Raw genomic sequence first — 11204 nt, forward strand, 5'->3', positions numbered from 1 at the left:
GAGGAACTAACCTGATTTGTAAGTGAGCTTGTGAAGCTTAAGTGAACAGCATTGCAAATTTTCCAACAAAAAACACTGATCCGGAATGGCTTCACAAGGTTTAAACCCGCCCGTCCAGGATCCAGAAGGCCTTGTGTAAAGCCGTATGTTCTAAGGGAAATTAACGGAAGCGGACTTGAGACGAACGGGCATTTTCGCTATTGGTTTCACAGGCTGGCCTAGCCAGTCAGTAATAAAAATCAGCACTACAAAGAGAAAAAGAAAAAAGGAGGAAATGGAATGACTGCTCCAACAGTAATTATTGGACTTGGCGGCGCGGGCAGTACGATCTGCACGAAGCTTTCGAAGATGGCGAAGTCATTGAAAGACAGAAACCGCCTGCAGTTTGTCTGCATTGATACAGACCGGAATGATCTGAGACACAGAAAAGAAGAAGATGCCACGGTCGTACAGATTCAGACATCGGCACCTTATAAAATTGAAGACTATCTCAAGCGCAACAGACACGCCCGTGAAGACTGGTTCCCCATTCATACCATTCTGAACAGCAAGACACCGACAGAAGGTGCAGGACAGGTTCGTGCGATCAGCCGGCTGGCCCTGGACGAAGCGATGAGCAAAGGCAAGCTGCGTGCGCTCGACGATGCGATCGACACATTGTTCCGGCTCAACGGCGATGCTGGCAACCAGGCGATCCGCGTCATTATTGTGTCTTCCTTAGCCGGCGGTACGGGCTCTGGAATCGTAATTCCTATTGCGATGTACATTAAGCATCTTCTCAACTCCAGCTTTAACAAAACCGGATCGGTTGTTCGCGGTTTCTTCCTGCTGCCGGAAATTTTCGCTTCCGCAAAGAGCCAGGATGAGAAGGCAAGCATCTTTGCCAATGCCTATGCATCCGTCCGTGAGCTGGATGCCTTCATGCGCAAAGGCGACCAGGCTCTGGAAAACACAAAGTACAAAGATCTTGAGTTCTCAGTTCCTCACCCAATGTCCGGAAAAGATGTGAACTACAACGAATCGCCATTCAATTTCTGCTTCCTGTTCGATCGCCGCAACGCGGATGATCTTTCGCTCAGCAGCTTCGATGAATACATGACGTATGCAGCCAATACGATTTACGCGCAGGCGATCAGCGGCGCATCCAGTCGAAGCAACTCCAGTGAAGACAATGCCATTAAGGCGCTCATTCAGTCGGGCGGACGGGATCGTTTCTGCGGTGCCGGATCTGCGGTCCTGAAATATCCGTATGAAGAAATTCTCGACTATCTCGCCGGACAGACCTGCTTTGAACAGCTTGGTGAAGAATGGCTGACGATCGATAAAGCGTATACAGAAGACCTGAATAAACGGAAAGCGGAGAAAAAGCAGGATCCTTCGGTCGAATTTGAAGACCCGCATACGTTCTACCTTCAGAATGTAGACTCCAAATCCGATGACAAAGGCACATTCCAGCAGATGATTTTCCGCCAGACCCATAAAGAACACGAAGATGAATATGGAGAAGGAACACAGTGGGAAGAACTGTCCCGATCCTTCGTCCATGCTCTGGATAGTCATCTGGAAAAGAAAATCCGCGAGAACGAAGAGATCAAACAGATCCTTTTTGAGATCAACAAACAGCGTTCACGCCTGCAGGCTTCCAAAGGCAAAGTCGATAAAGGCGCGATCAATTCTCTGGAAGGGGCCATCATTCGACTTGCACAAAGTCTGATGCGCGTTTCCCGTGAAACCGGCCGTCACGTTGCCCTGGATGTTTTCAGCGCTTCACCTCGAGGAAAGAATCCGAAACCCTATTACTTCCAGCATTATCTGAAGACGGAAGACGGAGGCTTCGTTCATCCAAACGCCGTTCGCTACATGGTTTATGCCATGGTTCGCAACTGCAATTATGCCTACTCGACGGCCCAGGAGGAACTTGGCGAAGACGATGATGCCAAACGATCCATGCTGCATCCGTTCGATGATCCCGCTACGACAAATAAAGTGGAAACGGCGAACGATCGCTACAACAAGAAAAATCGAAACAAAATTTCAAGACGGATCATCAAGAAATTTATTGAGGAAACGGAAACGCTTGTCAGTGATGAATCCGAATTTTTCACGTTTGCCAGCGCATGGGCAAAACTGATTGTCTATGGCGAAGGCATTAAATTCTTTACTCAGCTGGCCAGCGATTTTGATGACTTCTATAAAACGTATCCAACGTTTGTGGAAAAAGAAAGCAATCGCGTACGCCTGATTCCTCAGCAGATTGCCAACCGCGACGGCAGCGCTATTCGCTATACATGTACCAGTCAGGCCTGCCTGGAAGAACTTCTCGATATCGTCGGGGCAGCGGATGCGCAGGAATCAATTACCGGCAAGCTTTCCGCTCTGATTTTCCAGGATATTCTGGAATATTCCAAAACGGAAAAGCGTCCTCCGGCAGCTTCGCATTTTGGCAAACTGTTCCGCGATGTGATCATCAAATACTACAAAGATGAAATTCAGAATCACTTCGCGCAAGTCATTGACATGGACGTCATTTCCGCTCTGATGAAAGAAGTAGAAATTGAACGTCATGCCGATGAGCTCAGCCGTGAAGATGTAGAACTGGTCGCTGCGGATACCCTGACCGAAGTCAACAATCTGGCCAGTATGTTCCTCGAAGAGCCGATGGGTGTGGAAGGTCACGTGATTCGTGCAGCTGCCTATAACCCGGCGGTTCTGCTGGATGACGACCCGCTTCGCCATGACTTTGTTCAGAAGTATTTGAATCAGGAACTTGGCGGCGTTGCGGATAAAAACATTTCCAAGTACGATCTGCTCGTCTACAAAGCGGTATATACACTCAATCCGGGTGACTTCAAACGCTTCCGCGCTCCGGAAAATGGAAAGCCAGGCGGAGACTACTACGAAGCCTATATGCGGATTTACAGGAAACTGGGTCCGAACGTAGAGAAGAATTTCGAGATCACTCCCCACATGGACCGTCACTGGCATCTGACGAAGTATATGCCGGATCTGGATGACCGCAACCAGAAGATTGTCGAAGACGGAATCTTCCAGGCTTTCCTCTGGGGAATGCTTACCGGGGATGTGGATCAGAAAGTCGATTCCAATCACCTCGACGGCATGGACGTAATCTATAAGCCTTCCAACTCCAGCAACGAAGACTTCATTGTTCCAAACGGCACAAGCTGCGATGAACTTTACGAAGTTCTCGACGCCTTAAGCATCAACCCGCCGCAGGTAGACATCATGCTTCGCAAAATGGAAGCGGAAAAGGAAAAGCAGGTGAAGAAGAGCCTGTCTCTCGCGCAGTCTACCCTGATCCGTCGAATCAACTGGCTGGATGAGAAAAAGGCACTCGGCGATTACTACGATGAAGAAGCTGTCCGCGAGGACGAGCCAAAATTCGTTCTCCGGGAATTCATCCCTGTAAAGAGCCCCATGAAACCATCGGTATTCGATCTTCTCTTCTGGCTCAAATACAGCATGCCGAACTGCGATTACTATCTGTCCGACTTCACTTCCATGATCGATAACCTGATCGCTCTGATCGAAAACTATGTCAGCACGTTTACAGGCGAAGATGAGATGTACGCGGTAGCCTTCTCGATTATTTCCGATCAGTTCCAGCTTTTCCTGAACAATATGACTGATTACGTAAACGTACCGAAGCCGGCAAAACGCTTTGACGATGAATCCGTAACTCTGATTCGCGACCGCATTGATGAGATCGTCGATAACAAGTATCTCTACAAGCTGAAGTATCATCACGAACCAACGATGAAAGAGCTCTACGATCGCAAGTATCAGGAAATGATTCATGCGGCGGCAAAAAATGCCGAAGAAGCAAAGAACGGCGAAGAAGCAAAGAACGCTTAAAGTATTCGAATTTCCCGAATCCTTTACTTCACTGAAAGATTCAGAAGAAATCGCTTTGGCTTCTCTCTGGTTCTGTAAAGAATAGCCAGGATCTGGCTGAACGTTTGAAATAGCTCCTGCACTGCCCTTCCAATGCAGGAGCTATTTACCTATAGGATCATGATTCGAAAAGTTTCAAAGGATTGAAAGATCGAAAGAAGAGGGGAACTGCTGCCAAATCTCTTCTTTCCTTCTGTTTTTTCCTGCAGCGGCTTTTCCTTCTCGTTCTTCTATCCTTTATCTATTTTTCGCGGATGGAAATTCACGAAGAAGATGAAAATTTCATTTTGCGATGAAGCCAGTCGGCTTTTTCCCCGCTTTAGATCCGTTCCTTCGAATCCATGATGGATTTGCCTTACTGTAATTGCTTTACTGAATTTCTGCTTTTGAAAAAAGAAAGGAGGAGTGTACATTGCTGACTGTCATTATTTATCCCAGATCGGCGCAGAGAAGCTTTGACCAGCATAAGCTGCTGTTCGAAAACTCAATTGAAAAAGAAAAAGTCTGCTTCTGTTTCTGGGACGAAAATGGTGAAGACTTTTATGAAGCTCTTCCAGATTTAAAGACCCAGCTCGAAGGCGTTAAGAACTGGCGCGCGATTGTCGTCGACCCGATTGACGGGACGGCGGCGGATCACTGGGAACTGGATAACCGGGAAAAGACGACCCAGAAAGGAAATCCTTTTGACTACATCGAAAACGATGATCTGTTTCCTTTAGTCCATAAGAGCAAGTACGCCCTGATCCGCTTAAGCCAGATGCTTGGGGGCATTCCCGACATCAGTCTGGAAGCGACCCGGCGCAAAAGCATGGGCGATGACGATTACCAGATTCTTCTCGATCAGCAAAAGGCTTTGTACGACAAACTTTCCGAGCAGTCGGAAATGCCGATTCCAAAGCCAAACGAAATCTTTCTGTTTCGCACGATGATTGAGTCCGAATCCGATTCCATCTCGTACGAAGAACCGGAAATCGAAAATATCGGCGATTTTTATGCGTCCCTGTTCTGGCAGCGAAACCGTTATCCTGCAGCCTGCCGTTTTCTCACATTCAGGCAGGCCAAACCGGATACATCCATGTTTCAGGAATCCATGTTTCGCTTCTGGCTGACCGTGCTGCTTTTAGCGGAAGAGGAGTTCCCGGCGGGAACTTTTGAAGCCTATCGCCTGTATGAAATGTCGGCCAACGCCAGTGAAGAAGTTCTGAAGACCTATTTCGAAGAATACCTTCTGAAAATGAACGATATTCGCTTCTTTCTGCAGCAGGAAATTGATGTTCTTCATTCCGTGAACTACACCTCGAAAAATCTGGATACGCCGGATCTCGAACGTTCGATTCCGGTCGACATCACCCTCACTTCGAATGACGATATTTATATTCCACGCTTTTTTACCGGGCCGACAGGGGATCTGCCAAGACCCGAACTGCCTGCCTGGAAAAAGAAGGTCCGCGTAAGTCGAAGAGCGTTTCGAAAAGTAATCGGTGCGTATGAGCGCTCGGTCGAACGCAGCTGTCAGTACGCGCATCAGGCCGTCGAACTCGAATCGGCAGAGGAGCTGAACTTCAACTCCTATCAGATCGCCGCGATACGGGAGGAGACAGCCGATTACGAACATGAAGTCCTTTCCGGCTATACGCCGATCATGATGAAGCTCCGACAGGTGCACATCAAACTGAAAGAACGGGATAAAGTGGTCCAGAAAAACATGAGCCACCGCATGTATTCCTTCAAGGCGCTCGCCGCGACAGCGGTGTGCATCTGCGCCTGTTTCTTAGGCGTCATTCCTTTTGTCGCCTATTGTCTGATGCGCAATCAGTCCATGGGGGATTACTCGTTTTTAGTTTATGCGGCATCGATTGGCATGCTGATCTTCTGCATTGCGGTGATCGTCGTTTTCTGGGTGATTCTGGGGGTTCGCATTTTCGAATACAACTACACCCTTGATCAGGCGCTCCACTCCATCGAAGCCAAAATTCCCGCGATTACGCAGTATTTGAAAAACTGCTGCGCATCCATCCGGGGAAATCGAATTGTCTATCGCTTCGAAAAGGAAAACAACAGCCGCTCCAATCAGGAGCTGAAGTGTCTGGCGCACATCAAGGCCATCGACAACCGGGCGGCTACGGTAAAAAGCTGGATGAACGCGTTCAACATCTGGCCAGGTTCGAACAGCCGCATCGTGCATACGGTAATTTTCGATCTGGAAATTCCGCCTGAACGAAACCCGGCATATTTGCTGGAAGAACCGGAAGATCCCGTCTTTGTCTCGTTCCCGGACGGAACGGTCATTCATTCGCCGTTTCCCTTTGTGACGAGCATCGATAAAAAACGTCTGGAACCTTATGAAATGAAGGTCGTAGAAAAAAGCGGCCTGAAGGATCAGGAGGATTAAACCGATGAATTATATCCACGCATTTATCTCCTTTATCCTGTTCTGGGTTCTGTTCGCCTTTCAGTTCTTTTTCATCATGACGCCGTTTCTGATTCATGAAAAACCGAAAAAGCGCTGCTATCAGTTCGCTGTTCCGTTTCTCTGTCTGCTTGTTGTGTGCCTTGGCATGTTCAACAACGATGCCGTTCTTCAGTTTCTGTACGACATTCTGATCTGGATCGCGAATCTGGCGGGCCAGATTCCTCTGCTTGGCAGCTATCTCTATGCGTTCTTTGCCTGGCTGGCCGGCACGATTCTGACGGGTCTGGGGGCCTTTGCCTGGTCCAACATTTTGCTGGCTCTGTTCTGGCTGCTCGTCAAGAAACTGACGTTTCGAAAACTGGTCAGCCTCTGGGAAAACCATGCCTATCTGTTTGATCTGACTTCTGGCGAATTTTACGAGAAAGATGAAAGAGCCCTGCGGCAGTACACCAATCCGCAGGAACGCTACGTGCTCAAGCCGCGGTACTACAATCTGCGGGTTCTGATCATGGCGGCAGTCTTCTTCTGCTATTTCATTTATCTCATTACCCAGTATGTGTATTCCGGCATTGGGGGATCGAACATTCCCGCAATGATGACGCCGGTTGCCGGAATCCTGATTCTTGGAGAATGCTTCGCCTTTTTAAACGGCTGGCAGCCTGAGAAAAACGAAGGAAAAATTCTGGCCGAAGAAGAAAACAGCGCGGAATGCGATACGATCCGTGCGTCTCTTAAAAAAATGTTCCGAGACCGGCTTTGCTTCCATGATCATCAGAAAAGAAAAACGGTGGCAAAAGTCACCGGACTCTATCAGGAAGATGCTCTCGAAAACACAGAAATCGATGAACTGGCTTCTGCGTATTTCAACTCCCTGCTGGATATCGGAATTCCTCTGCAGCCGGACTATCAGAAGGCGGCAAGACAGCTGCTTAACCGTGAAAGTCTGGTCGTAATGAATCCCTTTTATAGAGACTTCACGTATTACCTCATGCTTCCGATGATTGCCACGCTCCTTAAAAATAAAAAGGTTCTCGTGATCTGCGGCCGAAGTACGGACGCACAGGATATCAAGGAATGGATTACCGACGGATTTCTGGAAACGACCAACCTGAAAAAGCTGTGGATGACGGAGGAGCTCAGTGAGAAGGGAAGAAGCGACGACATCAGCGTCGGCATCATTACGTTCCACAACATTTATAACCACACGTTCATTCACAACAATATCGGCTTCCTCAAAGAGGTACAGTTCGTTCTGCTTCTGGAACCTTCCAATCTTTTAGGAACAGGTCAGATCGGTCTGCGAAACATTTTGGAAATCTGTGAATCTTCGGGCGATCCGCTCACTTACTGCGCGCTCGACCGCAGTGTGGACGGTCTGGTCGACGCCCTGAGCCATCTCGTCCATCAGCCGCTTGTTGAAGTCCTTGCTCCGCCTGCCAGCGAAGCCGGCACTTGCCGGGCGATCTGGCATGTGGACGGCCCTGGCATGCAGAACCGCATTGTTCCTGGAATTTCCCGCTATCTTGGCGTCGGTACGGAAATCGCCCTTGAAGGTCTGGCGAATGGGGCAGATGAGATTTACTGGTTCAGTTCTTCTAAATCGCCGATTGCCGATATTCGCTGGAACGTTTCGCAGTATTACCCAAGTTTCTGTGAATATACGCACACCCGTCTGGAACAGAACCAGCTGGAAGAGCGCATGCATTATGAAAGCCATCTCTGGCAGGTGCCGGAAATGGAAAAAGGCTATCTGATCGTGGAAGATGAGTTTCGAAACGCATTTGACATCGCCCGCCTGTTCAGCTCGCGTCTGGAAAAGAAAGGCTTCGTCAATATTCTTTCGGAAAACTACATGCTTCGCGATTACATGACGGCCAATGCCGAAATGATGACAGTTGACTCCAAAGCGATCCCGACGATTGTTCCGGATTACGCCCGAACGGAGCGCAACTTCATTATCCGGCTGCTCATGCTGATGAGCATGGAACCGGTAGACGAAAGCTATATCAGCAATCAGCTGGCCATCCATGGCATTCATTCCAGAAAAACATATGACGTCCTTCAGCATCTGATCCATAAGCATACCGGACAGGAAAAATTCAAGATTCACACGACGCAGGTCAATGCCTATCGGGCGGACATTCAGGCCACCCGCTTCCAGTACAGCATTAACCTCGACCAGCTCCATTCGGTATACGACTCCGCCCTGCGTTCGGTTTACTTCGTCATTGAAAACGAAAAAACGAAGGAATATCCGATGGGCAACCGGCTGCTCGGCCAGATTTATCAGGTCCTGCTGCCTGGACAGTTCTTTTCGTGGGACGGCCGTTACTATCAGGTCGTTTCGATTTCCAATGACAGCGAAATTATCGTTCGCCGTTCCGGAGATCACTTCATGCGGCGCGTGTATTACCGTCAGCTGCGCGACTATAAGATTTCCGGTGTCGAGATGCAGCCAGGAGAAAATCATTTCCGGGATATGGTCATCCGTCATGGCTTTGCGAATATTGAAGTCCGGACCGATGGCTATCTGGATCTGCCTTCGCCCAACGATTTTGAACACGCCTCGCACGTTCGGCTCAAACCGGCCCATGTTCGCCGCCTGTATCAGAAGGAATTTTTGCAGATCACGCTGGAAAACGTGAAACCGGAAGTGGTCTACACCGTTGCCGTTCTGCTTAACGAAGTTTTCCGAACTCTGTTTCCAAACGAGACCGGATATCTGATTGCGCTTCCTGGACAGATTCCGGAAGCCGTCTTAAACGATCCGCTTTACCGCGATCGAAACCGGGCGGCTTCTGCCTATGTCGCTTTTGAAGAGGAAGATATGGAGAAGAACGCGATTTATATTGTGGAAGATTCTCATATCGATCTCGGTCTGCTTGTGACAGTAGAAAGAAATCTGCAGAGAATTATGGAAATCATTGCTGACTATCTCGTATGGAATTCCAAAGGTCCATCGACCACGCACAGAGAAGGCGAAGACGCTGCACACGACGTCAGTGATGAAGACGGTTCGAACGAAACGCAGGTGCAGAATTATCTGCCTTCGCAAAAATCGCTGCGATCCATGGCCAGCCGGCCTTCGGATTCCAGTCCGACGCTCTATTCCGTGATGCCGCTCTTTGGATTTGGCCGACGGAAAAAAGACGAAGCGAATTCTTCTGAGAGCGCAGACTCTTCAAATTCATCCGAACAAACACCTGCTCCAGCTGAGAATCCATCACCGGCAGCCGATCCGGCTGACGTTCAGACCGAGAAGGGTTCCCAAGCGGATCAGCCTGCTGCTTCAAAAGAGCAGAAAGCATCCGCTTCTGAAAACGTTTCTGGTGAAGCCGAACCGACACCGCAGACTGAGGCAAACCCAGAAGGAGCGGCAAACCCGTCTTCGGGTACGTCTTCTGTAGAAACACACGAACCGCCTGCTGCTCCAGAACCCGAACCGAACCCGGCGCCTACACCGGAACCAGAACCCGAACCGGCCAAGGCTCCGGATCCGAAAGAAGGAAAAGGCCGCCGGAAGAAAAAACGCAGAGGCTGGTTTGGACGCGGCCGCAAGGACGAGGATTCTGAGGAAAACGCACCCGAAGAAAACGGCTCGCAGGAAACGGGCGGCGGTTCGAAACCCGAACCTGGCAGACAGCCCATATCCGAACCGGTAAAAGGACCTTCCAATCCAGCAGCGATCTTCGCGGAAGATGAAGAGCTGGAAGAAGAGGATGAAATCCAGTCCCCGTTTGTTATTCTTCCGTATCTTCAGTACGGCGCCCAGGAAGTACCAGACTGGCTTGCGCTCGACGCGACGCTCGAATACCTGCGAGGCATGCATTTCGAAGAAAGCAGTCTTCACGATGCCCGTACCGCCAAAGCGCATTTTGATTCCGGATCGACGTATGATCCGCGCATGCCGGGTATCCATTACTGTGATTTCTGCGGTCAGCAGCTTACTCCAGGTCATTACGATACGCTCAAAGACGGCCGCGAGCGCTGCCCGGAATGCTCGGCCACTGCTGTACGCAATAAGATTCAGTTCAAGCGTGTAGTCAATGAAACGCATGCGGAACTGGAGAGAATCTTTAACATTACCTTCCGAACAAAACTGGAATTCCATATGGTGAACGCCCGCAAGGTGAACAAGCACCTGACCGACTTCAAGCCGACGCCGGAAATGGATCCCCGCTGTGTAGGCTACGCTTCGCCGCGAAAGGGAAAGACAGTGATCTATGTGGAAAATGGTTCTCCGCTCTGGAATGTGAAATCGACGATTGTGCATGAAATGACCCATGCCTGGCAGTTTGAGCACTGGAACTCCGAGAACGTAGGACCAGGGTATGACAACCAGGAGACGAACCTGCTTCTGCATGAAGGCATGGCTGTCTGGACAGAAGTCCAGTACTATGTCGCGATGGGCGAGATCGAACGCGCCATACGGTATATGCGCAACCGTGAACTGGAAGACAATGAGTATGGAATCGGTATGCGCCTGTACCTCGCCAACTATCCGATTCAGCAGGATTCGATGCTCGGTACAAGCAAGACACCGTTCAATACGCTCCCGCCCATTCCGTATGCAAGCGAAGAAGAAGCGGGCGAACAGTAACCGGGATCGAATGGATTCAGCCCGTCTGCTTTCAATTCCAGAAAAAAATCCCAACGCTTCAAACGGGTGCGCCGTTCAATAGAACCGTACCTGCATGAACGTTCAGGAGGGAACAGTCTGTACATTTTGCCTTTTGAAAAGCGTCCTTCATTCAGAAAATGAGGGACGCTTTTTTACGGAAGAGGATTAAAATGCAACGAAAATAATAAACCGCATCCGCATTTTGAATGTAAGTGTCAAACAATCGACGGGTATACGCGAGACTGAATATTAGATACG

General features: G+C 49.4%; 3 protein-coding genes. All 3 read left to right on the plus strand.

Annotated features, from left to right (window positions below; translation table 11 throughout):
* The first annotated feature begins 279 nt into the window (after positions 1-279).
* The 3 genes from Q2J39_RS09400 (at position 280) to Q2J39_RS09410 (ending at position 10925) form a co-directional block, all read left to right on the plus strand.
* On the plus strand, positions 280-3873 hold the full coding sequence (locus tag Q2J39_RS09400) for a tubulin-like doman-containing protein (protein WP_288340346.1): 3594 nt from the start codon (positions 280-282) through the stop codon (positions 3871-3873).
* 451 nt (positions 3874-4324) lie between these two features.
* Positions 4325-6304 (plus strand): hypothetical protein, encoded by a 1980-nt coding sequence (locus Q2J39_RS09405; RefSeq protein WP_230266767.1) that lies wholly within the window; start codon positions 4325-4327, stop codon positions 6302-6304.
* Between the two features lie 4 nt (positions 6305-6308).
* Complete coding sequence (locus Q2J39_RS09410; RefSeq protein ID WP_288340343.1) at positions 6309-10925, plus strand: hypothetical protein; 4617 nt, start codon at positions 6309-6311, stop codon at positions 10923-10925.
* The last annotated feature ends 279 nt before the right edge of the window (positions 10926-11204 follow it).

It is taken from the genome of uncultured Allobaculum sp. (assembly GCF_948576815.1).
Lineage (GTDB): Bacteria > Bacillota_I > Bacilli_A > Erysipelotrichales > Erysipelotrichaceae > Allobaculum > Allobaculum fili.